Here is a 26836-nt window from a genome sequence, read left to right on the forward strand (position 1 = left end):
AAGCCGCAATCAGGTGCGGTTGGGCGTGGCGCCCTGTTCCTGGCCCCTGTCTTCTTCAAGTCCCTTCACGATATCCATGAAGCGGCGGAAGAAACGCTCCATCAGGCCGAGCGTCTGCTCGAACTCCTCTTCGCTCGGCAGCGTGGACGTCACCTCCCCGGCACGCTCCTCAAGGGCCTCGACACGGGCTTCGAGCGCGGAAACCCTCTCGCGTAGGGCCTCGATCTCCGTTTCATACGCCTCGCGCTCGTCGGCGGCGACATTGCAGACAAGCTGGCCAGAGCGTTCGCGGCAGAGCGACATGGCGCCGGTTTGGGTGTCCATGCGCATATAACCGCTTTCCGTCTTTTCCAGGCGGAAACGCTCCGCTCCTTGCGCGTATGCCTGTGCGCCAAAGCCGGCGGGGGCCAGCAGAAGAAGCGCTGTTGCGGCGGCGACCGGAACTCGCATTGTTTTACTCCCAGAAGCTCGATTGCTTCTTTTTCGCATAGGCGGCGAATGCGCCGCAAATAGGTTCGTGCAAAAGCGCTTTCCGCGACCGCCTGTCACTTTCGCTCCACCTTCATAGGCATTATAGCGCCCTCATGGCAAAGCTGATCTACAAGATCTGTCCCGCAGCGCTGTGGCGCCAGGCCGAGCGGGACGGCGTTTTTACCGGCGCGCCGATCGACCACGCCGACGGCTTCATCCACTTCTCCACCGACAGCCAACTGCGCGAGACCGCCGAAAAGCACTTCACCGGGCAAGACGATCTCGTCCTCATCGCGGTGGATGAGACAGCGCTCGGCGAAGCGCTTAGATACGAGATTTCGCGCGGCGGACAGCCCTTCCCGCATCTTTACGCGTCGTTGGCGCTTTCAGACGTGCGCTGGGTCAGGCCGATGCCGCTCGGGGATGACGGCCGGCACCAGTTCCCGCCGCTCGCCGCATGAAGCGCCTGCTCGACCTCGCCAGCCGGCCGCTGCTCTTCGCGCTCGATCCGGAGCGGGCGCACGGGCTTTCCATTGCCGCGTTGAAGAGCGGTGTTCCCCTGTGCAGTCCACCGCCCCTTTCCGACAGGCTTTCCCTTACGCTGGCGGGGCTCTCCTTCCCCAATCCGCTCGGCATGGCCGCCGGCTACGACAAGAATGCCGAGGTGCCGGATGCGCTCCTCAGGCTCGGCTTCGGCTTCACCGAATGCGGCACCATCACACCGCGCGCCCAGGAGGGCAATCCGAAGCCGCGCTTATTCCGGCTCATCGAGGATCGCGCGGTCATCAACCGGCTCGGCTTCAACAACGAAGGCCATCAAAGCGTCCTTGCCCGGCTCGTCGCCCGTGCGCCCCGCGGCGGCATTGTCGGCGTCAATATCGGCGCCAACCGCGACAGTCCCGATCGCGTGGCGGACTACGAGGAGGGTGTGCGCCTCTTCGCCGGGGTGGCCTCCTATCTGACGGTCAACATCTCCTCGCCCAACACCGCCGGCCTGCGCGCACTGCAGGGCAGGGAGCAGCTTTCCGAGCTGCTGGCCCGCGTCATGGCCGCGCGCGACAGCCGGAACACCGGGCTGGGGTCGAGCACGCCGGTATTCCTGAAGATCGCGCCGGACCTTTCCGAGGAAGCGCTGGCCGATATCGCGGCGGAAGTGCTGGACAAGCGGGTGGACGGGCTCATCGTCTCCAACACGACGCTTTCGCGCAACGGCGTAACGGATATCGCCGCCAACGAGACCGGCGGCCTTTCCGGCGCACCGCTTTTCCCGCGCTCGACCACCGTGCTGGCCAAGATGCGTCGGCTCATCGGGCCGTGGCTGCCGATTATCGGTGTCGGCGGCGTTCATTCGGCGGAGACGGCACTGGAGAAGATCCGCGCCGGCGCCGACCTCGTGCAGCTCTACACCGGCATGATCTTCGAAGGCCCTAGCCTTGCCGCACGAATTGTCCGGGACATGGACGCCTATCTGGAAGCCCAAGGCCTCGCTTCCATCGCCGAAATACGCGACAGCCATGCCGACGACTGGGCAGCACGGCCCCTCGACTGAGCGTTGTCAGGCGAATGCCGCCCGCGCCCGTTTCGGCAGGATGGCGGCAAGGCTCAGGCCCCGCACGATGAGGAAGATATGCAACGCCGCCCACAAGCCGTGATTGCCGAAGGCGGCGCCGAGCCAGAAGAGACATGCGATATAGGCGGCGAAGGACAGAAGCATCATGTTGCGCATGTCGCGCGACCAAGTTGCGCCGATGAAGATGCCGTCCATCTCGAAGGCAAGCACCCCGCTGATGGCGATGAAGGCGGCCCAAGGCAGATAGGCGGATGCCACCTCGCGCACGCCGGGCGCGGTGGTGACGAACGCGACGAAGGTCTCCCCGAAAACGAGGAAGATGGCCGTAGCGCCGGCAGCAAGCGCAAAGCCCCAAAGAGCGGTGAGCCATACTGCTTTACGGAAGGCCGGGGCGTAGCGCGCGCCGATCGCCCGCCCGGCGAGCTGCTCGGCCGCTGTGGCGAAGCCATCGAGGAAATAGCCGGCCACTAGCAAGAAGTTCAGAAGCACCGCATTGGCGGCGAGCGTCAGCGTGCCGAGTTGCGCCCCCTGCCGCGTAAAGAGCGCGAAGGCCGCCAGAAGGGCGAAGGAGCGCACCATGATATCGCGGTTTAGCGCCAGCATGCGTAGCATGGCCGCCATGTCGAATATGCGGGAGAGGGCGGGCCGTGGCGTCTTGCCAAAGCGTCGGGCCAGGATGGCGCCGCCGGCAAGGATCCCGACAAGCTCACCGCCCACCGTGCCCCACGCCACGCCTTCCAGCCCCCATCCGAGCACCAGGCCAAGCAGGATGGACAAGGCAATATTGGAACCGTTCAAGACCACCTGGAGGCAGAGCCCAAGCCTGCCTTCCCCGCGCCCCAGCACATAGCCGAGGATGGAGAAATTCATCAGCGTCAGTGGCGCTGCCAGCATGCGGATGCCAATGTAAACCCGCATGGCCTCGGCCACGGCAGGCTCCGGATTGATGAACCACACGCCCAGCGCTGCAATGCCTGCGGCAAGCAGGATAAGCACCCCACCCACGCCCGCCGAAACCGCCAGCGAGCGTATGAGGATTGACCGCTCCTCCTGCGCATCGTCCCGCCCATGCGCCTGCGCCACCAGCCCGGTGGTGCTCGAGCGTAGGGAGTTGAATGTGTTGAAGACGACGTCGAAGACGATGGCGCCCGCCGCCAGCCCGCCCAGCAGCGCCGCATTGCCCAACTGCCCCACTACCGCCGTATCAATGATGCCAAGCAGCGGCGTCGTGAGATAGGCAAGCGTCATCGGCACGGCGATCGTCAGGACGCGCCGGTTCGTCACCTCGAAGGCAAGCGTGCTGCGGGTTTCGGACGGGATTTGATCCACGGGCAGCTCCGGATGGTTTTGCGGAAGCATTGCCGCATCGATGCCCTTTCCGGGCGTCGAGGCGCAAGGCTCTCCGGCAGATTTGTGCTGGACCAGCCGGCGCTCTATCGCCGATAGCTCAGAAGCCGCAGGATGAAGAACACAGGCACAACGATCACCGCCCCGAGCACGATATAGCGGAAGAAATTGCCGAGCGCGGCAAAGCCCATGTCCCAGATGTGCACCACCGTGTCGCGCAGCGCATCGAAGATATCCCACGGCGACCAATGGAACGCGCTCATGACAAAGCCGACGATCAGGGAGATCACCAGCAGTTTCACGATCACGCGCAACGGGCTGTCGCCCAGGAATCTCGTCAATGCCGACACGGCTTCACCCTGTTCAAGACGTTGAATGCCGGCCATGCACATATTGCTTGTGCATGGCCGGCGCAAGCATGGCGGCAAAATGCAGCGGAGCCCGCTGGGCGCCTCAATCCGGCAACGCCGGCATCAGCTTGGGATCCGGCTTCTCCGCGTGTTCCGGCAAGTCCTTGCCCGAAAGGAAGGTGTAGAACATCGGCACGACGAAGAGGGTGAACATCGTTCCGACCAGGATGCCGGTGAAGATCACGAGACCTATGGAGAACCGCGCCGCCGCGCCCGCGCCCGAGGCGATGATCAGCGGCACCACGCCCAGGGACATGGCACCCGTCGTCATCAGAATCGGCCGAAGCCGCACTCGTGCCGAAGCGACGATCGCATCGCGCCGCCGCATCCCATGCAGCTCGCGCTGCTGATTGGCGAACTCGACGAGCAGGATGCCGTGCTTGGTGATCAGCCCGATCAGCGTGATCAGCCCCACCTGCGTATAGATGTTCAGCGTGCCCAGGCCCAGGTTCAGCGGGATGATCGCGCCAAAGATCGACAGCGGCACCGACATCAGGATGATGAGCGGATCGCGGAAACTTTCGAACTGCGCGGCAAGCACGAGATAGATCACCACGACGGCCAGCGCGAAGGCGATCAGGATCGTGTTGCCCTGCTCCCTCTCGAGCCGCGACTGCCCCGAATAGTCGATGAAGAACCCGGCCGGCAGGTTCCGCCTGGCGATGTCCTCGATCGTCTGCAAGCCCGTGCCGGTGGTCACGCCGGGGCGCGGAAGGGCGGAGATCGTCGCCGCATTCAGCTGGTTGAACTGCTCGATGGAGGCGGGCGAGGCATTGGTGGAGATGTTCACCACCGCCGAAAGCGGCACCATCTCGCCCGTCACGCTGCGCACGAAAAGGTTGCCCAGCCGCTCCGGATTGTTCCGATATTCCTGCGGCACCTGCATGATAATGTCGTAGCTTTGCGAGTCGCGGTCGAACTGCGCGATGGAGCCGCCGCCGACGAGCAGGCTCAGGGTGCTGGCGATGTCGCGGATCGGCAGGTTCAAGGCCGCTGCGCGGTCGCGGTCGATGGAGACCGTCACCTGCGGCGCATCGAATGAAAGCGAGTTCTGCACGACGATGAAGCGGCCGGAAGCTTCGGCTTCCTGCTTGATGGTCTCGGCCACTTCATAGACCTGGCTCGGGTCGCCGATGGCCTGGATCACCAGCGATATCGGCAGCCCGCCGCCGGTGCCCGGCAGCGTCGGCGGCGCGAAGACCAGCGCCTCGACGCCGGTGATCTTGGAGATGCGGGCCTGGATATCCTGCTGGATTTCAGCCTGCGAGCGGTCGCGGTCGGCCCAGTCCTTAAAGGCCCAGACGGCGAAGGCCTGGTTGGTGCCGCCGCCGAAGGCGACAGCCGAGAAGCTGGCCCTCAGTTCCGGCAGGTCCGCGGTCGCATCCATCATCTTGTCGACGTATTGGGAGGTGTATTCGGACGTCGCGTAGCGCGGCGCGGTCACCAGCGAGAAAAGCGCGCCCTGGTCCTCTTCCGGCGCAAGCTCGCTGGAGGTATTGAGGAACATGAAGCCCGTCACCGCCACCAGCGCTACGACGATCATCAGCGTCACCGGCCGGTACTTCAGCGAGCCCGCGACCAGCCGCTCGTAGCGGTTTTCGACACGCTCGAAGGTCCGGTCGACGAAGGCCTGGAAGCGGCTTTGCTGGCCCGACCTCAGGATGCGCGCCGCCATCATCGGCGTGATGGTAAGCGCCACAATACCGGAGATGATGACGGAGCCGGCGAGCGTCACCGCGAATTCGCGGAAGAGCGCGCCTGTCAGGCCTCCGGTAAAGGCGAGCGGCGCAAAGACGGCGGCAAGCGTGATCGTCATCGCGATGACGGCGGAGGAGATCTCGCGCATGCCGTTGAAGGCCGCCTGGATCGCCGACATCCCCTCCTCCTCCATGTGGCGGTGGATGTTCTCCACCACGACAATGGCGTCGTCGACCACCAGGCCGATCGCCAGCACCATGGCAAGCAGCGACAGGAGGTTGATCGAGTAGCCGAAGGCGAAAAGGACGAAGCACACGCCGATCAGCGACAGCGGAATGGTGACGATCGGCATCAGCACCGAGCGGAACGAACCGAGGAAGAGCAGGATAACCAGGATGACGATCGCCACCGCTTCGGCGATGGTTTTGAACACCTCCTCGATGGAGGCGCCGATCTGCTCCGTCGCATCGTAGACCATGGTGATGGTCATGCCTTCCGGCAGGCTCGCCTGAATGGCCGGTAATTCTTCGATGACCGCACCTGCCGTGTCGAGCGGGTTCGCCGCCGGCGTCGGGAAGATGCCGATGAAGGTGCCGGGCTCGCCGTTGAAGTTGACTATGGTGTCGGTGCTCTCTGCGGCAAGCTCGACACGCGCCACGTCGCGCAATCTCACCACCCCGCCGTTGTCGTCCGACTTCAAGGGCAGGGCGCCGAATGCGTCCGCAGACTGCAGCGTCGACTGGACGGTGATGGAATAGGCGACGTCCGTGTTTTCGGTCTTTCCCGGCGAGGAGAGGAAGTTGGAGGCGTTGATGGCATCGAGCACCTCGCTCGCCGTCATGCCGCGCGCGGCAAGCTTCACCGGGTCGATCCACACGCGCATCGAATATTCGGCAGCGCCCAGTATCTGCACCTCGGCCACGCCCTGGATCGTAGAGACACGCGGCCGGATGACACGCTCGATATATTCGGTGAGCTGCTCGGGCGTCATGTTCGGGTTCTGCAGCGCCAGATACATGATCGCGAACTGCTCGCCCGTGCCCTTGACGATGACCGGGTCCTCGGCGTCCTCCGGCAGTTCGCCGCGCACTCCCTGGACCTTAGACATCACCTCGGTGAGCGCGACATCGGGATTGGAGCCGAGCTGCATCTGCACCGTCACGGCGCTGACCGATGGCCGGCTCTGGGAGGTGACGTAGTCGATGTTCTCGGTGGTCGAGACGGCGCGGGCGATCGGCGCACTGATGAAGCCCTGGATCAGGTCCGCGCTGGCGCCCGGATAGGTCGTGGTGATCGTCACCACCGTCTCCTCGACCTCCGGATACTGCCGTACCTGCAGATTGACGAGGCTCTGGAGGCCAAGAAGGAGGATCAGCGCCCCCAGGACCGTGGACAGAACCGGGCGCCGGATGAAGATATCGGAGAAACTCATTTTCTCGTCACCTTCGCACTTTCCTGCGTCTTGGCGCCTCTCCCCTCGCCATCGGCGACAGTAACTGACGCTCCGTTGCTCAGCCTGTTTTGCCCCGCCGTCACCACCTGGTCGCCGGCCGAAAGGCCCTCCACGATCTCGACCTCAGCGCCGCTGCGGCGGCCCGTCTTCACGAACACCTGCTTAACGACCAGCGAAGGCTGTTCGGCCCCGTCCTCGCCGTTTTCGGCCGGCCGCACCACATAGGCGTAGTCGCCGTAAAGGCTCGTCACCACGGCCGTCTGCGGCAGCGCCAGCACGTCGCTTTCCTCCGGCTGGACGACCTCCACCTCTACAAACTGGCCCGGCACCAGCCTGCCGTCGGGATTGGCGACCTCGGCCCGTACATTGGCCAGGCGGGAACTCGGGTCGATCTTTGGGTCGATGCCGCGAATGGCGCCGGTATAGGACAGGTTCTGCTCGTCGGAGCCGAGTCGCACGGGCTGCCCGATCTTCAACAGCCCGAATTCCTGTTCCGGCACCGTGAAGTCCACACGCATCGTGTCGACGTCCTGCAGGGTGGCGACGGTCGTTCCCGGCGTGATGTACTGGCCGAGTACTACCCGCGGGATACCGGCAACGCCGGCGAAGGGTGCCTTGAGCTGCTTCTGGTCGAGGGAAGCCTGCGCCTTCTCGACCTCGGCGGCCGACGCATCCGCCGCCGCACGCGCCGATTCGACGTTCACTTCCGTTCCCACCTGTCGGCGCTGCAGTTCGAGCGCACGCTGCAGGTTGGTCTTGTCCAGATCGGCCTGGGCCTGCGCGGCGGCAAGATCGGCACGCTGTGTGGCATCGTCGAGCTGCACCAGGACGTCGCCCTTCTCGACGCGATCGTTGGCCTGAAAGTGGATCTCGTCAACGATCCCCGCCACCTCGACCGTGAGGTCGACGCCGTTGATGGCGCTCATCGTGCCGATCGCCTCGATGGAAGGGGTCCAGTCAGTGGGTTCCAGCTTGACAGTCGACACCGCGACCGGCTGCACCGGCATGTTGGCGAAGAAGTCCTGGATCATCCTGTCGCGAAAAAGGTTGTAGCCGACCAGGCCACCAACAACGATAACAAGAAGTATGAATGCGATGAGAAAGCGCTTGAACATGCGGAAGGCCCCTTGCTGGACACTGCCCGCCAAGCTCCGGCGCCCCCCATGCAGCAGCAGAAGAGGGAACTATACGCTCTAGTCTGAATAATCAATCCGCATAATAATCGCATAACCATCAAGAGAAGCAGCAACGCCGGCAGCCAAGCCGCCGCCGAAGCGAGCGGAGCGAAGGTGTTGGTGCCTAAACAATTGAGATCGTGGAGCGGGCGATGGGGATCGAACCCACGACATCAAGCTTGGGAAGCTTGCGTTCTACCACTGAACTACACCCGCGTGCGCGCCCATTAAATCGCCATGCCGGTGCGAGCTGTCAAGCGGCTTTTCGCGAATGGGCGGTCGCCCCGGCTTGACGCGAGGCCGCCTTAGTACCACTTCTGCGCAATTCTTCATCAACCGACGATGCCGCCCGTGTACGCGCTCAAGCAATTCATCGAATCCCGCCGTTTCGAGACGGCCATCACCGTCCTCATCATCGTCAACGCAATCACGTTGGGTCTGGAGACCTCGCAGCGTGCGGTCGAGGCGGCAGGCCCGCTCCTGCTGGCAATGGACCGCTTTATCCTCGGTGTCTTCGTCGTCGAGCTGCTGGCAAAGCTCGCCATCTACCGAGTCCATTTCTTCCGCGATCCCTGGCGCATCTTCGACCTTGCCGTGGTGGGCATCGCGCTGGTGCCGGCGACGGGCAATCTGTCGGTGCTCAGGGCGCTGCGCATCCTGCGGGTGCTCAGGCTGGTCAGCGTCGTGCCGTCGCTCAAGCGGGTGGTCGGCGGGCTTGTCGCCGCGCTTCCAGGCATGGGCTCGATCATGCTGCTCCTGTCGCTCGTTTACTACGTGTTCTCCGTGATGGCGACGAAGCTCTTCGGCGCCGCCTTCCCCGATTGGTTCGGCACTATCGGAGCCTCGGCCTATTCGCTGTTCCAGATCATGACGCTTGAAAGCTGGTCCATGGGCATCGTGCGGCCGGTCATGGAGGTATTTCCCTGGGCGTGGCTGTTCTTCATCCCCTTCATCGTCTGCACCACCTTTACCGTGCTCAACCTGTTCATCGGCATCATCGTCTCGGCTATGCAGGCCGAGCACGATGCGGAAGCCACTGCCGAGCGCAGCGCGCTGCAGCACGAGCAAGAGGCGATTCTGGCCGAGATCAAGGCGCTCAGGGAAGAGGTGAGGGCGCTGCGCGGGGCGAAGCAGCCTTAGGAATCAGGCGGGCCGAAAATGCTTCGACAGCTTGAGCGCCTGCCCCTGATAGTGCGACTTCAGGTCCGTTCCGTAGAGTGTCTTCGGTAGCGCGCTCATCTTCTCGTAGACGAGGCGGCCGACGATCTGCCCGTGCTCGAGGATGAACGGCACCTCGTGGCTGCGCACTTCCAGCACAGCGCGGCTGCCCGTGCCACCGGCGGCGGAGTGGCCGAAACCGGGGTCGAAGAAGCCGGCATAATGTACGCGGAACTCGCCCACCAGCGGATCGAAGGGCGTCATCTCGGCGGCATAGGCCGGCGGCACGTGCACCGCCTCGCGCGAGACGAGGATGTAGAACTCATCCGGGTCGAGCACGAGGTCCGCGGAGCCGTGGTGGTAGAGCGGCTCCCAGAATTCCGGCACGTCGTAGGCGGCTTTGCGGTCAACGTCGACCAGCCCCGTGTGGTGCTTGGCGCGGTACCCGATAAGGTCGCCACGTCCGCCGCCGAGATCGATGGAAAGCGCAATGCCGCCGCCAGAGATATTGGGCTTCTCGGATGCCACCAGCGTCTCGCGCTCGTGCAGCGTGGCAAGATCGGCTTCGGTGAGCAGCGCATTGCCGCGGCGGAAGCGGATCTGCGAGAGCCGCGAGCCGGGGCGCACGACAATCGGAAAGGTGCGCGGGCTCACCTCCAGATAGAGCGGACCCGCATAGCCGGCGGCGATCTTGTCGAACTCGTGGCCATTATCGGTGAGCACGCGTGTGAAGATGTCGAGGCGGCCGGTGGAGCTTTTCGGATTGGCGGAAGCCGAGACGTCCTTCGGCAGGGCGAGGCCCTCCATCAGGGGCACGATATAGACGCACCCCACCTCCAGCACGGCCCCTTCGTCGAGGCGGAATTCGTGCAGCTTCAGCCGCCCCAGCTTCTCCGCCACCGAATGACCGGGGCCGGGCAGGAAGCTGGCGCGCACGCGGTAGGCGATCTCGCCAAGCCTGAGGTCGAGGCTTGCCGGCTGGATCTGGTCGGCGTCGAGCGGGCGCGGCGCGGCAAGCGCGCCGTTATCGAACAGCGTGGCGATCTCGGTGTCCGGCAAAATGCCCGCAATGGCCATCGATCCTCCGTCGGAAGGCTGATCCGGGACGTTTACCGCCCCCGGCGATTGACGCAAGGCGTTCCCGCGTCTAAAGAGAATTTATCCCGTGGTGATTTGGCCGGTCGGCTTGCAGCCACGTTAAACAAGTCGCTAAAAGGCCGCGCTCGTTGCTCGACCGGCTTTCGCGGCCGGTTTTTTTGTGAGCAGGGACGATGACAGATAACTCCGACGACTGGAAGCCGCAGACCGCCCTTGTGCATGGGGGCACGCTGCGTTCGCAATTCGGCGAGACCTCCGAGGCGATCTACCTCACCCAAGGCTTTCTCTACGAAAGCGCGCAAGCCGCCGAGGCCCGCTTCAAGGGCGAAGAGCCCGGCTTCATCTATTCGCGCTACGCCAACCCCACCGTCGACATGTTCGAAAAGCGCGTTTGCGCGCTCGAAGGCGCGGAGGATGCCCGCGCCACCGCCTCCGGCATGGCCGCCGTCTCGGCAGCACTTTTGTGTTCGCTCAAGGCGGGTGACCACGTGGTCGCCGCCCGCGCCCTCTTCGGCTCGTGCCGCTGGGTGGTGGAGACCCTGATGCCGCGCTACGGCATCGAGACGACGCTGGTCGACGGTGCCTCGCTCGAGGCATGGGAAGGTGCGGTGCGTCCCAATACGAAGCTCTTCTTCCTGGAAAGCCCCACCAACCCGACACTCGAAGTCTGCGACATCGCCGCCATCGCAAGGCTTACCAACGGCATCGGCGCGCGCCTCGTCGTCGACAACGTCTTCGCCACGCCGCTCCTGCAGAAGCCGCTGGAACTCGGTGCGCATGTGGTCGTCTATTCGGCCACAAAGCATATCGACGGCCAGGGCCGCTGCCTCGGCGGCGTCATCCTCTCTGACAAGGAATGGATCGACGAGCACCTGCACGACTATTTCCGCCACACCGGCCCCAGCCTCTCGCCCTTCAACGCCTGGACGCTCCTGAAGGGCCTGGAGACGCTGCCCCTGCGCGTGCGCCAGCAGATGGAAAACGCCGCGCGCGCCGCCGATTATCTGGCCGAACACCCGAAAGTTTCCCGCGTCGTCTATCCCGGCCGCAAGGACCATCCGCAGGCCGAGATCGTGGCACGCCAGATGAAGGGTGGCTCGACTCTGGTCTGCTTCGACCTCAAGGACGGCAAGGAAGCCGCCTTCGCCTTCGAGAACGCGCTCAAGATCATCGGCATCTCCAACAACCTCGGCGATGCCAAGAGCCTCGTCACCCACCCCGCGACGACCACGCACAAGAACCTCGACGACGACGCCCGCGCGCAAGCCGGCATCGGCCCGGGAACCTTGCGCCTCTCGCTGGGCCTGGAGGACGCCGAAGACCTGATCAAGGATCTCGACCAGGCGCTGCAGCGGGCATAGCGGTCGTTTGCTCTTTCGACCGTTGCCTACCCCCACTCCGTCTCGGCTTTTGGCCGATCCACCTCTCCCCACCAAATGGGGGAGAGGAAGGGCGCAAAAGTGGACGGCCGGCGCTTCCTCTCCCCCGTCGAGCGGGGGAGAGGTGCCGAGCGAAGCGAGGCGGAGTGGGGGTCGACCCCCTTTCGCTAACCTGAGCCCGAGGCCGGCAGCAAAAGCACCCACGATTGGAAGCCGCCCCGCCTGCTGGTAAGTCTATCTTCCCGATTCGTGTTGGCGGATACCTCGATGAAGCGCCTTGCCGGAGGAGTGATTCTGTCGTGGGGGTGGCGACGCCGGCTCGTCGCTCTCCTCGCCGGCGCCGTGGCATCGCTAGCGCTGGCGCCGGTCGACTTTCAGGCCGCCTGCTTTATCGCCTTTCCCATCCTCGTCTGGTTGTTGGATGGCGCCGTCGGTACGGGCGGCCGCCTGCGGCAGTTTCTGCCGGCCTTCACCACCGGGTGGTGGTTCGGCTTCGGCTATTTCCTGGCCGGCATGTGGTGGGTTGGCGCCGGCTTTGCCGGTGGCGGCCTCGCCTGGGCGATTCCCTTCGCTGTTCTCGGCCTGCCGGCGTTGCTGGCACTCTTCTACGGCTTCGCCACACTCCTCGCCCGCCTCTTGTGGAGTGACGGGCTTGGCCGCATCGCTGCACTCGCCTTCGGCTTCGGCGTCGCCGAATGGCTTCGCTCTATCCTCACATCGGGCTTTGCGTGGAACGCCGTCGGCTACGCGGCGATGCCGGTGCCGCCTCTCATGCAGGCCGCCGAGGTCATCGGCGTCTTCGGCGTTAGCGCGCTTGCCGTATTCGTCTTCTCCGCCCCCGCACTTCTGGCGACGGGGCGCCACGCCCGCGCGGGGCTTGCCCTCGCCGCCCTTTTGGCAGCTGCATTCGTCGGCTACGGCTATCTACGGCTCGTCACGCTGCCGCCGGCCGACCCGTTGCTGCAGGTCCGCATCGTCCAGATCGGTGACGGGCAGGCGAGAGGACCGTTCGAGGCGGCTTTCGACTCCTATCTGAGGCTTTCCGGCGGCCCCGGCACGGACGCGGCTACCACCCCCCGGCTCATCCTGTGGCCGCAGGTGGCCGTTCCCTTCGTGCTGGCCGAGCGGCCGGACCTGCTCGATGCGCTGGGGCAGGCCGTCGATGAAGAGCAGGTGTTGCTCGTTGGCGCCATGCGCGACGAATCCGACTCCAGCGCCGGCACGCGGCGCCTCTACGACTCCATCATCGCCATCGATGGAACCGGCGAGATCGTCGACGCCGCCGATAAGCTGCATCTCCTGCCGTTTGCCGACTACCTACCCTTCGCGCGCCTGTTGGCCGGGATCGAAATGCCTTTTAACGCAACTGAATATGCACCCGGCACCAGGCGCCGGCTACTACCGGTGGCCGAAGGGATAAGGGCGCTGCCCCTCATCGGCAGCGAGGCCGCCATTCCCGATATCGCGGCGCGCCAGGCGGGCGATGCCCGCATCATCGTCAATCCAGCCGCCTATGTCGGCTACGCCGGCACGCCCGCCCCCTATCAGCACCTGCGCCAAGCCCAGCTCCGCGCCGTCGAGGCTGGTCTGCCGCTGCTTTCTGCGACGGCCGGCGGCATTTCGGCGGCCATCGATTCCAGTGGTCGGATCATCGATGCCCTCGCCCCGCAAGCCCACGGCGCACTGGACGTGAGCCTGCCGGCGCCAAGACCAAAATTCCTAAATACTGGGCATATCCGGGCGCGCGGGCTGACATTTGTCACGTTTTTTGGCATTCTCTCATTACTGTTAAGCATACGAGGTCGCTCGAATTGACATTGGGTGTGAGCGCTCCACATATGCGCAGGTAGTCATTGTACGCGTTTGCAACCGGGGGGCATTCCCGCAGGTGAGGCGCGAGTTCGTTGGCTGTCTTTGAGCCGATGCCGAGGGATATATGAATAACAACAAAAAGAAGCCGAACCCGATCGACGTCCATGTCGGAAGCCGGATCAGACTTCGCCGAAACATGTTGGGCATCAGCCAGGAAAAGCTGGGGGAAAGCCTAGGCATCACATTCCAGCAGATCCAGAAATACGAAAAGGGCACCAACCGTGTCGGTGCCAGCCGCCTGCAAGCCATCGCCTCCATCTTGAGCGCGCCGGTCTCCTTCTTCTTCGAAGGCGCTCCGGGCGAGGACGGCACACCGGCCTCGGGCCTTGCCGAGGAAGGGACCGCTTTCGTCACAGACTTCCTCAACAGCTCCGAAGGCATCCAGCTCAACCGCGCCTTTGTGAAGATCACCGACGCGAAAGTGCGGCGCAAAGTACTCGACCTGGTTAAGGCTCTCGCAGCCGAATCTACCCACAACGACTGAGCCGACTGGGCTTCCACGGTAGGGCATAACCAAACGGTTTATTGCTTTGCGGTGCGCCAGAATCCATAATTTCTTGACCAGTTCGCTGGCGATTGGCTAACAAGGTGCCGCCAAATGCCGGCGTGGAGCCGGTTTTTTTCTCAGAGGGGTTACCCGTGGCGCGCAAAAACTATCTCTTCACAAGTGAATCCGTCTCCGAAGGCCATCCTGACAAGGTCTGCGACCGCATCTCAGACGAGATCGTCGACTTGGTCTACCGCGAGGCGAAGAAAGAAGGCATGGACCTGTGGAAGGTCCGCGTCGCCTGTGAGACGCTGGCGACCACCAACCGTGTGATCATCGCCGGAGAAGTCCGTGTGCCCGAGAGCCTGCTCAAACGCGACAAGGCCGGCGAAATCGTGATGGACAAGAGCGGCAACCCCGCAATCAACCCCTCGAAGTTCCGTTCCGCCGCGCGCCGCGCCATCCGCTCCATCGGCTACGAGCAGGGCGGTTTCCACTGGAAGACGGCGAAGATCGACGTGCTCCTCCACGGCCAGTCGCCGGACATCGGCCAGGGCGTCGACAGCGCCGCCGACCGGCAGGGCGAGGAAGGGGCTGGCGACCAGGGTATCATGTTCGGCTACGCCTGCCGCGAGACGCCCGACCTCATGCCGGCGCCGATCTACTACGCCCACCGCATCCTCCAGGCCCTGGCCGAGGCCCGCAAGGCGGGCGAGGGAGATGCCGCCAAGCTCGGCCCCGACGCCAAGAGCCAGGTGACCGTACGCTACGTCGACGGCAAGCCGGTAGCGGCCACGGAGATCGTGCTTTCCACCCAGCATCTCGACCCGACCTGGGACTCGAAAAAGGTGCGCGAGGTGGTCGAGCCCTATATCCACGAGGCGCTTTCCGCCGGCGGACTGGCCATCGACGACGACTGCAACTGGTACATCAACCCGACCGGCAAGTTCGTCATCGGCGGGCCCGACGGCGACGCCGGTCTCACCGGCCGCAAGATCATCGTCGACACCTATGGCGGCGCGGCTGCCCATGGCGGCGGCGCCTTCTCCGGCAAGGACACCACCAAGGTCGACCGCTCGGCCGCCTACGCCGCGCGCTATCTGGCAAAGAACGTGGTGGCGGCAGGCCTAGCCGACCGCTGCTCTATCCAGCTTTCCTATGCCATCGGTGTCGCTCAGCCGCTTTCGGTCTATGTGGACCTCTACGGCACCGGCCGCGTGAGCGAGGAGGAGGTGGAACTCGCGATCCGCGAGGTCATGGACCTGTCGCCCTCCGGCATCCGCCGCCATCTCGATCTCAACCGACCGATCTACGCCAAGACCGCCGCCTACGGTCATTTCGGCCGCAAGCCCGGGCGTGATGGCTCCTTCTCCTGGGAGCGTATGGACCTGGTGAAGGCGCTGAAGCAGGCATTGGCGGCGGCTGCCTAGGATAAAGGCTGAAGCGGGTGGCCCCCGGCCAACCGCCGCGGTGCTGGTGATTGGCTGAGGCAGATGTGCAGCGCCCTTTCTCTCCCTTGCGAGAGAGAAAGCGATTTCTTGGGTTTAGCCGAAGGCTAAGCTCTTAGAAGTCGCAAGCGAGGGGCACTGCTTACGGTCCTCATTGAACTCGACAGAACGACACGAACCCGATGACAGCCGACCATCCCGAGCGATCGACGGAAGCCTTCTTCGGCCGCCGCCGCGGCAAGCGGCTGCGCCCGCATCAGCGCGCAACACTTGAGGCGCTTTTACCGCGCCTCAAGCTCGACCTCGATTCTCCCGCGCCGACAGACATCCGCACGCTCTTCGCTCACCCCGTCACGGACGTGCGGCTGGAGATTGGCTTCGGCGGCGGCGAGCATCTGCTGGCCGAACTGGAACGATATCCGGATAGGGGTTTCATCGGCGTGGAGCCGTTCGTCAACGGCATGGCCAAGCTGCTTTCGGCGCTCGAGGGAACGGCGCCGGTCAATCTGAGGCTATACGACGACGACGCCACCGCGCTTCTAGACTGGCTCCCGGCAGCTTCCCTGTCGGGTGTCGACCTGCTCTACCCGGACCCGTGGCCGAAGAAAAAACACTGGAAGAGGCGCTTCGTCGGTCCCGCCAATCTCGACCGCTTGGCCCGCGTCATGAAGCCGGGCGCAGTCTTCCGCTTCGCCTCCGACATCGACACTTATGTGAACTGGACGCTGCTGCACTGCCGCGCCCATCCCGCCTTCGCCTGGGAGGCGGAAAGCGCCGAAGACTGGCGCCAGCCCTACGAGGGCTGGCCGAGCACCCGCTATGAAGCAAAGGCCATGCGCGAGGGGCGGACCCCTGCCTACCTCACCTTCATACGGGTGAAAGCGGACTAGCGGCTGATCTGGCGAAACTGCTCGGGGTCGATGCCGAGGCGCGCGAGGTCGTCGGCGCGCGCCGGCCGGCGGTCGCGCACGGCAGCCGAAACCGCCATCGCACTGCCCACGGTGTCGAAGAACTCTCCAATTCCGACCATGAAACGTCGCGCGCGCATCTTGCTCTCCAATGGTTGTGCATTGCAGCAAAGATAGGTGCCCGGCTGCCCCGGAAGTAGCGCTAATACGGCACTCCTGCCATGCATTTACGCCGTGCAATGCGGCAGGAAGCTCTACACCGACGAAGCAGGCATGAAGTCGGGAATCGGAGTTCAACGATGCGTCTTCACCCGCGCACCCCTGACTCGTTTCTCGAAGCGGCCCACCTGATCCGCATACGCTTCGATCGGCTGCGGTCTGCCAATGAGATAGCCTTGCAAGCTGTGGCAACCTTCCTTGCGAAGGAAAACGAGTTGATCGGCCGTCTCCACGCCCTCAGCTATGACATCCATTGAAAGCCCCGCGCCAAGGCCGATGACCGCGCGTATGATCGCGGCGGAATTGACGTTCTCGTCCAACTGGGAAATGAACGACTTGTCGATCTTGATTTTGTCGAAGGGAAACGCCTGGAGATAGGAAAGGGAGGAGTAGCCGGTCCCGAAGTCGTCCATTGCCACCTTGACACCCAGCGCCTTCAGGCGCTGCAGCGTCGAAGTCGTGCGCGCGAGATCATCAAACAGCACGCTTTCCGTGACTTCCAGTTCAAGGCGTTCTGGCGCAAGTCCCGTCTCCTGGAGCACCTGTGCCACGAGGACGGGAAGGTGGTCGTCGTGGAACTGGATTGGTGAGAGATTGACGGCGATTTGCAGAGGCCTTGCCCAGGACGCTGCTTCTCGACAGGCCTGGCGCAGTACCCATTCCCCGATCGGGTTGATCAGCCCACTCTCCTCGGCAACCGGGATGAAGACAGCAGGCGAGACTTGGCCACGCTCGGGGTTGTGCCACCGAAGCAGCGCTTCGAAACCTGTGATTTCACCGCTGGCGAGCGCCTGCGGCTGATACGATAGCTGCAACTCGTTTCGGCTGATGGCTGCACTCAGGTCGCGTTCAAGAGCACGGCGCTCCCTCAGGCGTTTATCCATCTCCGGTTCGAATGCGCGGAACATCCCGCGGCCACCTGTCTTTGCGCGATGAAGAGCAGCGTCGGCGTTTGCGAGCAGCGTGGCCGCGTCGGTTCCGTCGTTCGGAAAGAGCGCCATACCGATGCTCATTTCGACGCGGAGCTTGTAGCCGCCAACATCGACTTCTTCTGCCATCGCCGCCAACAAGCGATCGGCGGTGTTGACCGCCGCTCCGGGCAGTTCGCCGTCGCTGACAAGCACCGTGAACTCGTCACCACCGACCCGCGCGAGAAAGGCGCCCTCTGCGGCGACACTGAGCCGGCGGCCTGTTTCCTTGAGCAACACGTCGCCTGCAGAGTGCCCGTAGAGATCGTTGATGTTCTTGAATCGGTTGAGATCGAGGCACAGCACCGCGAAGGGCTTTTGGGTCATCGTTGCCTGCTGGAGCAAGGCTTCAATGTGCTCGGTGAAACCGACGCGGTTCGGCAGATCGGTCAGCGGGTCATGGGTTGCTAGATGTGCAATGCGGGCCTCGGCGCGTTTCAGGTCTGTAATGTCATGTATTGCCGCGAGTTCAGCTGCGCGCCCGTCGTATTTGAAGGCCCGGGAGGAGGGGATAACCTCGATCAGGGTCCCGTCAGCCTTTATATGGCGCCAAACGCCGCTTGCCCGGTACGAGGAGCCACCGGTCCTCCTCGCAACCTTGCGAAAGGCATCGGTATCCTCCTTTGGCCTTATGTCGAGAGCTGTCATCGACAGGAACTGCTCGCGGCTATAGCCGTAGAGATCGATTGCAGCTTGGTTTACCGCAAGGAACCGCAGGGTGCTCCTGTCATAGACCCACATGGGGACGGGGTTTTGATCGAAGAGAAGCTTCCACGACAGTTCCCGTTGCTTCAATTCAGTGATATCGGAGATGCAGGCAACGATGGCGGGAGAGCCGTCCGGCAGATAGGCGCGCTTCTTTCGTGTGAGAATAGTTCGGACTTCTCCGTCGCGCTGCAACGGCTCTTCGTTTTCATTGATTTCGCCGGTTTCAAGCACCTGGCGGTCGATGCGCTGAAAGAGATCTGCTTGCTCTTTTGGCACGAAGTCGTAGTCGGTCCGGCCAACAAGCTGCTCGTGGGGCGCGCCCATGAAGTCGCACATCTTCTGATTAAGCACAAGAAAATGGGATTGCGCATCTTTGACGAAAACAGGAAGAGGAATGGCATCAAGCAACCCCTGCAGTCTCTCCAGGTCTTCTGAAGAGGCAGGGGCCGACCGCCCTTTACGGCCTATACTGGAGCGCAAGACTGCCATATCAGCGTACCGTAATCTATCGTATCGGTTATCTTAGTAGCCGCGGTATAAGGTTCCGTTAATAATCCCGTTTTTATTTTCACGAAACTAAGAATTTCTTGCGCGAGAGGCTGCTTCCTAGTCTATATCCGCCATCTCGCGCAAAGCAGAGTATCAGAAACGGGCTGGAACCCGAAATTCAAACTGAGACACCACCCTGTGCCGCCGCGCTTGAAACCGCCGCCCATGTGGGCTATATGCGGTGCAAATTCTTGGTCTCTAAGGCGAAGAGTGGGTCCGACCGGTCCCGCTCTTTTTTGTTAGCCGCGGGGCCGCGTTGGAGGCGTGAAACACCTGATGCAGGACGACCGCATCATCCGCGAGAACGGCGCCGAGGCGCGTGTGGCCGGTATCGTCATGCCCGTGCTCGGTGCGCTGGGCTATCGGCTCGTACGCGTCAAGTTTTCGGCGCAGGACGGGCTGACGCTGCAGATCATGGCGGAGCGGCCGGACGGTTCGATGACGGTCGAGGACTGCGAGGAGGCCAGCCGCGCCATCTCGCCGGCGCTCGATGTCGAAGATCCGATCGACAGCGCCTATCACCTGGAGATATCCTCGCCCGGTATCGACCGCCCGCTGGTGCGCCGCACCGATTTCGAGGCCGCGGTCGGCCATCTGGCGAAGATCGAGACCTCGGTGATGGTCAGCGGGCGCAAGCGCTTTCGCGGCCGGATTGCCGCCTGCACGGACGGCGCGGTGACCATCGAGCGCGACAAGACGGCCGAAGGCGAGGAGCCGCTGGTGGATATCCCGCTGGAGGCCATCGACGAGGCAAAGCTGGTGCTGACGGACGCGCTCGTCCGCGAGGCGCTGAAGAAGGACAAGGAAGAACGGCGGGAGCGCAAGAAAGCGCGTCGCCGCGGCGATGACGCCGAAACCGAGGAATAGAAGCAGATCATACGGCCGGCGCCGGAGCGCGGCCCATCCCCAGGGGAGACCAAAATGGCAGTCAGTGCAAACAGGCTGGAGCTCTTGCAGATCGCCGACGCTGTGGCGCGCGAGAAATCCATCGACAAGGAAATCGTGATCGCGGCGATGGCCGATGCGATCCAGAAGGCGGCGCGCTCGCGCTACGGCCAGGAGACCAACATCCGCGCCGACATCAACCCGCAGACCGGCGAGATGAAGCTGCAGCGGCTGATGGAAGTGGTCGAGGAGGTCGAGGAGCCGGCACGCGAGATTCCCATCTCCCTGGCGCGCGGCCGCAACCCCGACGCCCAGGTGGGCGATTTCATCGCCGAGCAGCTTCCGCCCATGGATTTCGGCCGCATCGCCGCCCAGTCCGCAAAGCAGGTGATCGTGCAGAAGGTGCGCGAGGCCGAGCGCGACCGTCAGTACGACGAGTACAAGGACCGTATCGGCGAGATCGTTAACGGCACTGTGAAGCGCGTCGAATACGGCAACGTGATCGTCGATCTCGGCCGCGGCGAGGCCATCATCCGCCGCGACGAGCTGATCCCGCGCGAGATCTTCAAATATGGCGACCGCGTGCGTGCCTATGTGTACGACGTCAGGCGTGAGCAGCGCGGCCCGCAGATCTTCCTGTCGCGCACGCACCCGCAGTTCATGGCCAAGCTCTTCACGATGGAAGTGCCGGAGATCTATGACGGCATCATCGAGATCAAGTCGGTGGCCCGTGACCCGGGATCCCGCGCCAAGATCGCCGTCATCAGCCACGATTCCTCCATCGACCCCGTCGGTGCCTGCGTCGGCATGCGCGGCTCCCGCGTGCAGGCCGTCGTCGGCGAGCTTCAGGGCGAGAAGATCGACATCATCCCCTGGAACGACAACGCGGCGAGCTTCATCGTCAATGCTCTGCAGCCGGCCGAGGTCGCCAAGGTGGTGCTCGACGAAGATGCCGAGCGCATCGAGGTGGTCGTCCCCGACGACCAGCTTTCGCTCGCCATCGGCCGCCGCGGCCAGAATGTGCGCCTCGCCTCGCAGCTCACCGGCTGGGACATCGATATCCTCACCGAAGAGGAGGAGTCGAGCCGGCGCCAGAAGGAGTTCACGGAGCGCTCGACGCTCTTCATGGACGCCCTCAACGTCGACGAGATGGTCGGCCAGGTGCTGGCCTCCGAAGGCTTCACCAGTGTCGAGGAGCTGGCCTACGTCGAGTCCGACGAGATCGCCTCCATCGATGGCTTCGATGAGGATACGGCGACGGAGATCCAAACGCGCGCGCGCGAATATCTGGAGCGTATCGAGGCCGAGAATGACGCCAGGCGCAAAGAGTTGGGCGTCGCCGACGAGCTGCGCGAGATCCCCGGCATCACCACCTCGATGATGGTGGCGCTGGGCGAGAGCGAGGATGGCGTGAAGACCATCGAGGATTTCGCCGGCTACGCCGCTGACGATCTCGTCGGCTGGCGCGAGCGCAAGGACGGCGAGACCAAGTTCATGCCCGGCGTTTTCTCCAACTTCGACGTCTCTCGCGCCGAGGCCGAGCAGATGGTCGTCGCCGCCCGGCTGAAGGCGGGCTGGATCACCGAGGAGGATCTGCGCGCCGGCGAAGAGGAGCCGGAGGAAGAAGCCAGCGAGCGGGCGGAAGGCTGAAAATGCCCCGCTGCGTGAAGATAGGTCTTGTGGAACGCGATGAACGACCGCACATGTATCGTGACGCGCCAGGCGCGACAGCCGGAGGAACTCCTTCGGTTCGTCGTGGGTCCCGACGGTGCGGTCGTGCCCGACCTGAAGCGCAATCTGCCAGGGCGCGGCTGCTGGGTCGGCGCTGAGAAAGGCCTTGTCGAGAAGGCAGCGGCGAAGAACCTGTTCTCCCGGGCCCTGAAAGCGCCGGTGACGGTGCCTCCGGATTTGGCCGAAATGGTCGATTCGCTGCTCGCGGCATCCGCTTTGGGCGCGCTCGGTCTTGCGCGCAAGGCCGGAGCCGTGGCATTGGGGGCGACCAAAGTTGAAATGGCGGTGCGCGGTGGTGATGCTGCCGCGGTGCTGCATGCGGCGGAGGCGTCGGAAGACGGCATCCGCAAGATTATGGCCGCACGGAAGGCGGTGGCCCATGTTGGCGGCAGGCAAACGCCGGCATTCAAGCTCTTTTCGGAAGCCGAAATGAGTTTGGCATTGGGGGCGACAAATGTGATACATGCTGCCGTGCTCGACCGAGGGCCGGGCGTGGCAGCGCTGAAACGCGTGAAGACGCTCGCCGTTTTTCGGGGTGTTGCCCCGGAAGCCCCGGCGTCGGGTGCGGCAGACGCCGCAGAGGATATGGAATGACTGATACGAAGACCGGTGACGACAAGACGCTGAGCGTCAATACGAAGAAGACGCTGACGCTGAAACGCCCGGGCGTGGAGCAGGGCACGGTGCGCCAGAACTTTTCGCATGGGCGCACGAAAGCTGTCGTGGTCGAAACCAAGAAGCGGAAATTCGCGCGGCCGGACGAGCGCCCCGAGCAGGCGCCGCCGCCGGCAGCGCCCGCTCAGGCGAAGCCCGCAGCTCCGGCGCCTACCCCGCCGCCCGCCCGCGAAGCGCCGCGTCCGCAGCCTTCGGGTGGCCGCTCCGGCGTCGTCCTGAACGAGCTCTCCACCCAGGAGATGGAAGCCCGCCGCCGGGCCCTGCAGGATTCCAAGGTACGCGAGACCGAAGAGCGCGCGCGCGCGGTCGAGGAGGCCAAGCGCCGCGCCGAGGAAGAAGAGCGCCGGCGCATCGAGCGTGAGGAATCCGCCCGCAGGCAGGCGGAAGAGGAAGAGCGTCTGAAGGCGGAAGCCGACGCGCGCAAGCGCGCCGAGGAAGAGGCGCGCCGTCGCGCCCCGGCCGAAGCCGCGCCCCAGCAGCCGGTCGTCGAGGAAGAGGAGCGGGCTCGCCCTGGTGCGGGCGTCAAGCGTGGCGCACCCAAGCCCGAGACGCCGGCCCCCCGCCCGACCAAACCGCGCGCTGAGGAACAGCGCCGCCGCGGCAAGCTGACACTCAACTCCGCGCTTTCGGACGAGGAGACGCGCGCGCGCTCGCTTTCCTCGATGCGTCGCCGGCAGGAGAAGTTCAAGCGCACCCAGCAGCAGGAGCCGCGCGAGAAGATTGCCCGCGAAGTGGTGCTTCCCGAGACCATCACCATCCAGGAGCTCGCCGGCCGCATGGCCGAGCGCGCTGTGGACGTGGTCAAGTATTTCATGAAGCAGGGCCAGATCATGAAGCCCGGCGATGTGATCGACGCCGACACCGCCGAGCTGGTGGCCGAGGAATTTGGCCATACGGTCAAGCGCGTCGCCGAATCCGACGTCGAGGAAGGACTGTTCAACATCGAGGACAAGCCGGAAGACTTGGTATCGCGGCCGCCGGTGGTCACCATCATGGGCCACGTCGACCACGGCAAGACGTCGCTGCTCGACGCCATCCGCAAGGCCAATGTCGTGTCGGGCGAGGCCGGCGGCATCACCCAGCACATCGGCGCCTACCAGGTTGAGCAGGACGGTCAGACGATCACCTTCATCGACACGCCCGGCCACGCGGCGTTTACCGCCATGCGTGCCCGCGGCGCGCAGGCCACCGACATCGCCATCTTGGTGGTGGCGGCCGACGACAGCGTGATGCCGCAGACGATCGAGTCCATCAACCATGCCAAGGCGGCGGGTGTGCCGATCATCGTGGCGATCAACAAGATCGACAAGCCGGACGCCGACGCGCAGAAGGTACGCACGGAGCTCCTCCAGCACGAGGTGTTCGTGGAATCCATGGGCGGCGAAGTGCTCGATGTCGAGGTGTCGGCGGTCAAGCAGACCAACCTGGACAAGCTTCTCGAGGCCATCCTGCTGCAGGCCGAGCTCCTGGAGATCAAGGCCAACCCCAACCGTACGGCGGAGGGCGTCGTCATCGAGGCCAAGCTCGACCGCGGCCGCGGTTCCGTGGCCACGGTACTGGTGCAGGCCGGCACGCTTAAGCCCGGCGACATCGTCGTCGCCGGCAACGAGTGGGGCCGCGTGCGTGCGCTGGTCAACGATCGCGGCGAGCAGGTGAAGGAGGCTCCGCCTTCGACGCCGGTCGAGATTCTGGGTCTCCAGGGCACGCCGCAGGCCGGCGACCGCATCGCCGTCGTCGATTCGGAAGGCCGGGCGCGCGAGATCTCCGAGTACCGCCAGCGCGTGGCGCGCGAGAAGTCCGTGGCTCGCCAGGCCGGCCAGCGCGGTTCGCTGGAGCAGATGATGTCGCAGCTGCAGACGAGCGGACTCCAGGAGTTCCCGCTTATCATCAAGGGCGACGTGCAGGGCTCCATCGAGGCCATCGTCAACGCGCTGGACAAGCTGGGCACCGACGAGGTGCGCGCCAACATCGTCCATTCGGGCGCCGGCGCCATCACCGAGAGCGACGTCTCGCTGGCCGAGACCTCCGAGGCCGCCATCATCGGCTTCAACGTGCGCGCCAACAAGCAGGCGCGCGACGCGGCCGAGCAGGCAGGTATCGAGATCCGCTACTACAACATCATCTACGATCTCGTGGATGACATCAAAGCGGCCATGTCCGGCCTCTTGTCGCCCGAGCGTCGCGAGACCTTCCTCGGCAATGCCGAGATCCTCGAGGTCTTCAACATCACCAAGGTCGGCAAGGTCGCCGGCTGCCGTGTCACCGAAGGCAAGGTCGAGCGCGGCGCGGGCGTCCGCCTCATCCGCGACAACGTGGTTATCCACGAGGGCAAGCTGAAGACGCTGAAGCGCTTCAAGGACGAGGTGGCCGAGGTGCCTGGCGGCCAGGAATGCGGCATGGCCTTCGAGAACTACGAGGACATCCGCGTTGGCGACGTCATCGAGGCCTATCGCGTAGAGATGGTGACGCGGACGCTGTAAGCCTTCAATGTCTTCATCCTCATGGTGAACCTGTCGAACCATGAGGATGAAGGCGACGGCCACTTCACCGCAAGCTTTGGCGTAGACGGTAGGCGCAAACACAGCCCTCATGGTGAGCCTGTCGAACCACGAGGGCGGGATGCCGGACACATCCTAACCTAAATACTCCAAAGCCGCCGAACCCTTTCTCGGCACAACCACGTTTCAAGAGACGTCGACCATGCCTTCTTCAGCCCCATCCCAACGCCAGCTTCGTGTCGGCGAGCAGGCGCGTCATGCGCTTTCGGACATCCTGCAGCGCGGCGAGGTGCGCGACCCCGAGGTCGAGGGCGCCGTCATCTCGGTCGCCGAGGTGCGCATGTCGCCGGATTTGAAGATCGCCACCGCCTTCGTCTCTCCGCTCGGCGTGGAGGACAAGGAGAAGGTGGTGGCAGCGCTCAATCGCAACGCGCGCTTCATCCGTGGCCGCGCCGCGCCGGCGCTCAGGCAGATGAAATACATGCCGGAGTTCCGCTTCCGCCTGGACACCAGCTTCGACAATTTCGAGAAGATCGACAAGCTTTTGAAATCGCCCGAGGTGGCACGGGACCTGGACAATGAAGACGAAGATGATGAACGCTGACGATCGGCGCATGAGGGGTATCGCCTGATGGCGCGCCGCGGAAAGAAGAAAGGCCGGCCTCTCTCTGGCTGGCTGGTGCTCGACAAGCCAGCGGGCATGGGATCCACGGACGCCGTATCCAAGGTGAAATGGCTGTTCGGCGCGCAGAAGGCGGGACACGCCGGCACGCTCGACCCACTGGCCTCGGGCATGCTGCCCATCGCGTTGGGCGAGGCGACGAAGACCGTGCCCTACGTGATGGAAGGCGCCAAGGTCTATCGTTTCACCATCGCCTGGGGCGAGGAACGCTCGACCGACGATCTGGAAGGCCCCGTCGTCAAATCCTCCGACAATCGGCCGACGGAAGCTGAAATCCGCGCCCTCCTGCCGCGCTATACCGGCCTCATCATGCAGACGCCGCCGCAGTTCTCCGCCATCAAGGTGGGCGGCGAGCGCGCCTACGACCTGGCGCGCGAGGGCGAGACGGTCGAGATCGCTGCCCGCGAAGTGGAGGTTGGTCGGCTCGACCTGGTCTCGATCCCCGAACCCGGCAAGGCCGTTCTGGAAGTCGAGTGCGGCAAGGGCACCTACGTGCGCAGCATAGCCCGCGACTTGGGTCGCGACCTCGGCTGTTTCGGCTACGTGGCCGATCTGCGCCGCACGGAGGTCTTTCCCTTCGAGCCGGCGCAACTCGTGACCATGCAGGCGCTCGAGGAGACAGCTGCGGATGCGGCGAGCGAGGAAGAACGCTTCGCCGCCCTCGATCCGCATCTCATGGACATCGCCGCCGCCCTCGACGGCCTGCCGGAAGTCCCGCTCAGCGACGACGCTGCCACCCGCATCCGCCTCGGCAACCCGGTCATCGTGCGCGGCCGCGACGCCCCGGTCGAAGCGCCCGAAGCCTGGGCCAGCGCCCGCGGCCGCCTGGTCGCCATCGGCACAGTCGAAGCAGGCATGTTCAAGCCCAAACGCGTCTTCGGCCAATAAGCCAACGGGCCGCCACACGGGGGGCGGCCAAGCATGACAGTATCCCCCGAGTCTCGCGGAAGGGCCGAGCCTCCCCAACGCGCGCGCCATCCCGGAAAGCCGGAGGTGTGTCCGGAATCCATTCCGGAGGTGTTACGGAATGGATCCGGCTCTTCGGGAGCTTACGCTCCCTTGGCCGGGATGACACGCGCTTGGAGGGTCTGCACATCCCTTCCTCCCGGCGCCGCGCCTGTCACCCAAGCGGGCGCCGTTCCTCCACTCCGTCTCGGGCTTCGCCCGATCCACCTCTCCCCCACCAAGACGGGGGAGAGGTGCCGAGAGAAGCGAAGCGGAGTGGGGCCAAACCTTCAAGCGGGGATAAATTTCGACCCGATCTCCCGCCAACCCATTGATCCCCCACAACATGCAAACTTTTCTCGCAGGAATTTTCGCCCCCCTGCCCAAGCCGCCCCTATCATAGCCCCATCGCTCTCGCGGGAACCGGGTCCGGACCGGAGATCAGGGAGGGCGGCGGCAGCCTCCCCCTCCGGGTCGGTTCCGGAGGCATGTGAGGGCCCGC

General features: G+C 64.3%; 21 protein-coding genes, 1 tRNA gene, 1 pseudogene and 1 riboswitch. Of the genes and pseudogenes, 14 read left to right on the forward strand and 9 right to left on the reverse strand.

The window, feature by feature from the left end; genetic code table 11:
• Positions 1 to 9: 9 nt before the first annotated feature.
• Positions 10 to 450 carry a hypothetical protein gene (locus N5A92_RS26640; RefSeq protein WP_260907608.1) on the reverse strand — a complete coding sequence of 147 codons (441 nt, stop codon included), beginning with the start codon at positions 448 to 450 and terminating at the stop codon, positions 10 to 12.
• Between the two features lie 134 nt (positions 451 to 584).
• Between N5A92_RS26640 and N5A92_RS26645 the strand changes: the two genes are divergently transcribed.
• Both N5A92_RS26645 and N5A92_RS26650 read left to right on the forward strand, forming a co-directional pair.
• Positions 585 to 932, forward strand: coding sequence for a DUF952 domain-containing protein (locus N5A92_RS26645; protein WP_260907609.1), 348 nt, complete (start codon positions 585 to 587; stop codon positions 930 to 932).
• Positions 929 to 2020 (forward strand): quinone-dependent dihydroorotate dehydrogenase, encoded by a 1092-nt coding sequence (locus N5A92_RS26650; protein ID WP_260907610.1) that lies wholly within the window; start codon positions 929 to 931, stop codon positions 2018 to 2020. Before N5A92_RS26645 ends, N5A92_RS26650 begins: the two co-directional genes overlap by 4 nt.
• 6 nt (positions 2021 to 2026) lie before the next feature.
• Here the strand turns inward: N5A92_RS26650 and N5A92_RS26655 are convergent, their stop codons facing one another.
• The 5 genes from N5A92_RS26655 to N5A92_RS26675 all read right to left on the reverse strand — a co-directional run bounded on the left by N5A92_RS26655 (position 2027) and on the right by N5A92_RS26675 (position 8340).
• Positions 2027 to 3370, reverse strand: coding sequence for an MATE family efflux transporter (locus N5A92_RS26655; RefSeq protein ID WP_425248654.1), 1344 nt, complete (start codon positions 3368 to 3370; stop codon positions 2027 to 2029).
• A gap of 104 nt (positions 3371 to 3474) precedes the next feature.
• Positions 3475 to 3774 (reverse strand): DUF6460 domain-containing protein, encoded by a 300-nt coding sequence (locus N5A92_RS26660; protein WP_260907612.1) that lies wholly within the window; start codon positions 3772 to 3774, stop codon positions 3475 to 3477.
• Between the two features lie 67 nt (positions 3775 to 3841).
• The gene (locus N5A92_RS26665) at positions 3842 to 6928 is read right to left on the reverse strand and encodes an efflux RND transporter permease subunit (protein WP_260907614.1); all 3087 of its coding nucleotides are present in this window, start codon (positions 6926 to 6928) and stop codon (positions 3842 to 3844) included.
• On the reverse strand, positions 6925 to 8064 hold the full coding sequence (locus tag N5A92_RS26670; RefSeq protein WP_260907615.1) for an efflux RND transporter periplasmic adaptor subunit: 1140 nt from the start codon (positions 8062 to 8064) through the stop codon (positions 6925 to 6927). Before N5A92_RS26670 ends, N5A92_RS26665 begins: the two co-directional genes overlap by 4 nt.
• A 201-nt stretch (positions 8065 to 8265) precedes the next feature.
• Positions 8266 to 8340, reverse strand: a tRNA-Gly gene (locus N5A92_RS26675).
• A gap of 126 nt (positions 8341 to 8466) precedes the next feature.
• Here N5A92_RS26675 and N5A92_RS26680 point away from each other — a divergent pair.
• Complete coding sequence (locus N5A92_RS26680; protein ID WP_425248655.1) at positions 8467 to 9264, forward strand: ion transporter; 798 nt, start codon at positions 8467 to 8469, stop codon at positions 9262 to 9264.
• Positions 9265 to 9267: 3 nt separating this feature from the next.
• On the opposite strand, the gene N5A92_RS26685 is transcribed toward N5A92_RS26680, so the two are convergent.
• Positions 9268 to 10359, reverse strand: coding sequence for a 2'-deoxycytidine 5'-triphosphate deaminase (locus tag N5A92_RS26685; protein ID WP_260907617.1), 1092 nt, complete (start codon positions 10357 to 10359; stop codon positions 9268 to 9270).
• A 78-nt stretch (positions 10360 to 10437) separates the two neighbouring features.
• Positions 10438 to 10515: riboswitch (SAM riboswitch) on the forward strand.
• 38 nt (positions 10516 to 10553) lie between these two features.
• On the opposite strand from N5A92_RS26685, the gene N5A92_RS26690 reads away from it, so the two are divergent.
• The 5 genes from N5A92_RS26690 to trmB all read left to right on the forward strand — a co-directional run bounded on the left by N5A92_RS26690 (position 10554) and on the right by trmB (position 16456).
• Positions 10554 to 11741 carry an O-succinylhomoserine sulfhydrylase gene (locus N5A92_RS26690; RefSeq protein ID WP_260907619.1) on the forward strand — a complete coding sequence of 396 codons (1188 nt, stop codon included), beginning with the start codon at positions 10554 to 10556 and terminating at the stop codon, positions 11739 to 11741.
• Between the two features lie 285 nt (positions 11742 to 12026).
• Complete coding sequence (gene lnt / locus N5A92_RS26695) at positions 12027 to 13574, forward strand: apolipoprotein N-acyltransferase (protein WP_260907620.1); 1548 nt, start codon at positions 12027 to 12029, stop codon at positions 13572 to 13574.
• A gap of 121 nt (positions 13575 to 13695) precedes the next feature.
• Complete coding sequence (locus N5A92_RS26700) at positions 13696 to 14115, forward strand: helix-turn-helix domain-containing protein (RefSeq protein WP_260907622.1); 420 nt, start codon at positions 13696 to 13698, stop codon at positions 14113 to 14115.
• A 155-nt stretch (positions 14116 to 14270) separates the two neighbouring features.
• The gene (gene metK / locus N5A92_RS26705; RefSeq protein ID WP_260907625.1) at positions 14271 to 15548 is read left to right on the forward strand and encodes a methionine adenosyltransferase; all 1278 of its coding nucleotides are present in this window, start codon (positions 14271 to 14273) and stop codon (positions 15546 to 15548) included.
• A gap of 200 nt (positions 15549 to 15748) precedes the next feature.
• Positions 15749 to 16456 (forward strand): tRNA (guanine(46)-N(7))-methyltransferase TrmB, encoded by a 708-nt coding sequence (gene trmB, locus N5A92_RS26710; RefSeq protein ID WP_260907627.1) that lies wholly within the window; start codon positions 15749 to 15751, stop codon positions 16454 to 16456.
• On the opposite strand, the gene N5A92_RS26715 is transcribed toward trmB, so the two are convergent.
• Positions 16453 to 16614: a hypothetical protein gene (locus N5A92_RS26715; RefSeq protein ID WP_260907649.1), complete on the reverse strand. Its 162-nt coding sequence runs from the start codon at positions 16612 to 16614 to the stop codon at positions 16453 to 16455. The genes trmB and N5A92_RS26715 overlap by 4 nt on opposite strands.
• A 153-nt stretch (positions 16615 to 16767) precedes the next feature.
• Positions 16768 to 18858, reverse strand: a complete 2091-nt coding sequence (locus tag N5A92_RS26720; protein ID WP_260907628.1) for a sensor domain-containing protein — start codon at positions 18856 to 18858, stop codon at positions 16768 to 16770.
• Between the two features lie 336 nt (positions 18859 to 19194).
• On the opposite strand from N5A92_RS26720, the gene rimP reads away from it, so the two are divergent.
• The 6 genes and pseudogenes from rimP to truB all read left to right on the forward strand — a co-directional run bounded on the left by rimP (position 19195) and on the right by truB (position 26277).
• Complete coding sequence (rimP, locus tag N5A92_RS26725) at positions 19195 to 19785, forward strand: ribosome maturation factor RimP (RefSeq protein WP_260907647.1); 591 nt, start codon at positions 19195 to 19197, stop codon at positions 19783 to 19785.
• A 54-nt stretch (positions 19786 to 19839) separates the two neighbouring features.
• Entirely contained in the window at positions 19840 to 21453 is a 1614-nt protein-coding gene (nusA, locus tag N5A92_RS26730; protein WP_260907630.1) for a transcription termination factor NusA, read from the forward strand.
• A gap of 39 nt (positions 21454 to 21492) precedes the next feature.
• A complete protein-coding gene (locus N5A92_RS26735) occupies positions 21493 to 22128 on the forward strand; it encodes an RNA-binding protein (protein ID WP_260907631.1) in 636 nt (211 codons plus the stop codon).
• On the forward strand, positions 22125 to 24689 hold the full coding sequence (gene infB / locus N5A92_RS26740; protein ID WP_260907633.1) for a translation initiation factor IF-2: 2565 nt from the start codon (positions 22125 to 22127) through the stop codon (positions 24687 to 24689). Before N5A92_RS26735 ends, infB begins: the two co-directional genes overlap by 4 nt.
• 214 nt (positions 24690 to 24903) lie before the next feature.
• A pseudogene (rbfA, locus tag N5A92_RS26745) lies at positions 24904 to 25311 on the forward strand (30S ribosome-binding factor RbfA); the annotation flags it as partial.
• 27 nt (positions 25312 to 25338) lie between these two features.
• Positions 25339 to 26277, forward strand: coding sequence for a tRNA pseudouridine(55) synthase TruB (truB, locus tag N5A92_RS26750; RefSeq protein ID WP_260907635.1), 939 nt, complete (start codon positions 25339 to 25341; stop codon positions 26275 to 26277).
• Positions 26278 to 26836: the final 559 nt, after the last annotated feature.

This window comes from Chelativorans salis, assembly GCF_025336525.1.
Classification (GTDB): domain Bacteria; phylum Pseudomonadota; class Alphaproteobacteria; order Rhizobiales; family Rhizobiaceae; genus Chelativorans; species Chelativorans salis.

Coding starts and splice junctions, on each gene's coding strand:
- N5A92_RS26650 (WP_260907610.1), top strand. CDS start 929: ATGAAGCGCCTGCTCGACCTCGCCAGCCGGCCGCTGCTCTTCGCGCTC.
- N5A92_RS26645 (WP_260907609.1), top strand. CDS start 585: ATGGCAAAGCTGATCTACAAGATCTGTCCCGCAGCGCTGTGGCGCCAG.
- nusA (WP_260907630.1), top strand. CDS start 19,840: ATGGCAGTCAGTGCAAACAGGCTGGAGCTCTTGCAGATCGCCGACGCT.
- trmB (WP_260907627.1), top strand. CDS start 15,749: ATGACAGCCGACCATCCCGAGCGATCGACGGAAGCCTTCTTCGGCCGC.
- lnt (WP_260907620.1), top strand. CDS start 12,027: ATGAAGCGCCTTGCCGGAGGAGTGATTCTGTCGTGGGGGTGGCGACGC.
- N5A92_RS26715 (WP_260907649.1), bottom strand. CDS start 16,614: ATGCGCGCGCGACGTTTCATGGTCGGAATTGGAGAGTTCTTCGACACC.
- N5A92_RS26720 (WP_260907628.1), bottom strand. CDS start 18,858: ATGGCAGTCTTGCGCTCCAGTATAGGCCGTAAAGGGCGGTCGGCCCCT.
- N5A92_RS26685 (WP_260907617.1), bottom strand. CDS start 10,359: ATGGCCATTGCGGGCATTTTGCCGGACACCGAGATCGCCACGCTGTTC.
- N5A92_RS26640 (WP_260907608.1), bottom strand. CDS start 450: ATGCGAGTTCCGGTCGCCGCCGCAACAGCGCTTCTTCTGCTGGCCCCC.
- N5A92_RS26665 (WP_260907614.1), bottom strand. CDS start 6,928: ATGAGTTTCTCCGATATCTTCATCCGGCGCCCGGTTCTGTCCACGGTC.
- N5A92_RS26660 (WP_260907612.1), bottom strand. CDS start 3,774: ATGGCCGGCATTCAACGTCTTGAACAGGGTGAAGCCGTGTCGGCATTG.
- truB (WP_260907635.1), top strand. CDS start 25,339: ATGGCGCGCCGCGGAAAGAAGAAAGGCCGGCCTCTCTCTGGCTGGCTG.
- N5A92_RS26690 (WP_260907619.1), top strand. CDS start 10,554: ATGACAGATAACTCCGACGACTGGAAGCCGCAGACCGCCCTTGTGCAT.
- N5A92_RS26680 (WP_425248655.1), top strand. CDS start 8,467: ATGCCGCCCGTGTACGCGCTCAAGCAATTCATCGAATCCCGCCGTTTC.
- infB (WP_260907633.1), top strand. CDS start 22,125: ATGACTGATACGAAGACCGGTGACGACAAGACGCTGAGCGTCAATACG.
- N5A92_RS26670 (WP_260907615.1), bottom strand. CDS start 8,064: ATGTTCAAGCGCTTTCTCATCGCATTCATACTTCTTGTTATCGTTGTT.
- N5A92_RS26700 (WP_260907622.1), top strand. CDS start 13,696: ATGAATAACAACAAAAAGAAGCCGAACCCGATCGACGTCCATGTCGGA.
- N5A92_RS26735 (WP_260907631.1), top strand. CDS start 21,493: ATGAACGACCGCACATGTATCGTGACGCGCCAGGCGCGACAGCCGGAG.
- rimP (WP_260907647.1), top strand. CDS start 19,195: ATGCAGGACGACCGCATCATCCGCGAGAACGGCGCCGAGGCGCGTGTG.